Source organism: Vibrio galatheae (assembly GCF_000967545.1).
GTDB lineage: Bacteria > Pseudomonadota > Gammaproteobacteria > Enterobacterales > Vibrionaceae > Vibrio > Vibrio galatheae.
This window is the reverse complement of record NZ_JXXV01000044.1, coordinates 1-1,266: the sequence shown is the minus strand read 5'-3', so window position 1 is coordinate 1,266 and position 1,266 is coordinate 1. Positions and strand designations below refer to the sequence as shown.

The 1,266-nt window shown below is 39.6% G+C and carries 2 protein-coding genes; both read left to right on the top strand.

The window, feature by feature from the left end; all coding sequences use genetic code 11:
• Nucleotides 1-71: 71 nt before the first annotated feature.
• Nucleotides 72-608 (top strand): hypothetical protein, encoded by a 537-nt coding sequence (locus TW81_RS18610; protein WP_045957239.1) that lies wholly within the window; start codon nucleotides 72-74, stop codon nucleotides 606-608.
• Nucleotides 586-1,149, top strand: coding sequence for a hypothetical protein (locus TW81_RS18605; RefSeq protein ID WP_045957238.1), 564 nt, complete (start codon nucleotides 586-588; stop codon nucleotides 1,147-1,149). The genes TW81_RS18610 and TW81_RS18605 overlap by 23 nt, the downstream gene beginning before the upstream one ends.
• Nucleotides 1,150-1,266: the final 117 nt, after the last annotated feature.

Below are 1,266 nucleotides of genomic sequence, written 5' to 3'. Positions count from 1 at the left end.
TCTGTGGTTTGTTCAAGTTTAGTGGCAAGTTGGCAGCCACTTAGCAGGGCGTTATGTAATAGGAGTAAAAATTGACTATTAGTGAAGTTGCCAGTGTAGTCGCTGCTATAGGCACGATAGCAGCAATGATCGTGTCTTGGCGAGGTCATAGGTACGCTAAGAAAGCGTACTTGATAGCTGAAGAAGCCCACAAAAATCAACTTAAGCACATATCGTCTTATTTGATTGATAGTATGAAGTGGAAATCAGGAGATGTGACTTATGTATCTTTTGCTATTAGTTATACCAACGATGCAACAATACAAAATTCAATTTCTTCGATATTGTTAAAGCTTAAATTTGGGCAAATGGACAAGAAATACCCCACTTTTCGTGCTTCTCAGGTAGATTTAAGTCCAATCAAAAGTAATGGCTACAAAAACCTTGTAGCTCCCATACTTTTGAATGGAAGAGAAACCTTATCGGGCTGGGTAACGTTTGAGCTTCCTAAGTCATTAGATGGAAGTGTGGTTATTGAAAAATACACATTAGAAGCACAAACGGTCTCTGGGCAAATAGTGGAGACTAGTAGTAATTTGGTGAATTATGTTATCGAAAAGACGAACTAAAGTTGAAGGTGCACCTGTTGTGCGGATCGTTTCTGATGCAGGAATAGCAACCCCTAGTGTGGCAGATGGAAAACTTATGCCGGTCTTAACTTTAAATAGTAAAGACGTTCCAGAGCTGACAACAATGCTCGATTTCCATCAAAATACTCCTCCCGGAGATGTTACTTCGACATGGTTGGTGCAACGGTTCAGCAAGAGTTATATGTATTTGCTTCTTGAATTTGTTCAGCCCACTGAAATGAAAGTAGCTATTGAATTTAAATTGTCTAAACACCCTCCGGTGATTGATGGCATTATTATCAGTCATGGTTTTTATCTTAGAACAAATGATACAAGTGATCATTTTGCTGATGATCTTGAATCTCCGTGTATCATCGTAGAAGTACCAGATGAAACGACACCACCATACTGGGAAGAGTTGTATCGTAAACTGACCCTTAAAAAAATAAAGAAGGCTGGTTACTCAAAAAAGGAAGCACAAGAACTCTCAAAGGAGCATATTTCAAGAATGCGTGAAAAGTGGGGTCGAGCTATTACATAACAATCTGTTTAAGAGTGATTCGCAACGCTTGGCATTTTTACCATGCGTTGGTTTTAGTGGTTAAGGTGGTATGCGGCAGCTTCGGTATTGTGTTGCTCACACCTTAACAGGGCGTTA

Bases quoted from the DNA above. Each gene is read 5' to 3' on its own strand.
- TW81_RS18605 (WP_045957238.1), top strand. From the start codon at position 586: ATGTTATCGAAAAGACGAACTAAAGTTGAAGGTGCACCTGTTGTGCGG.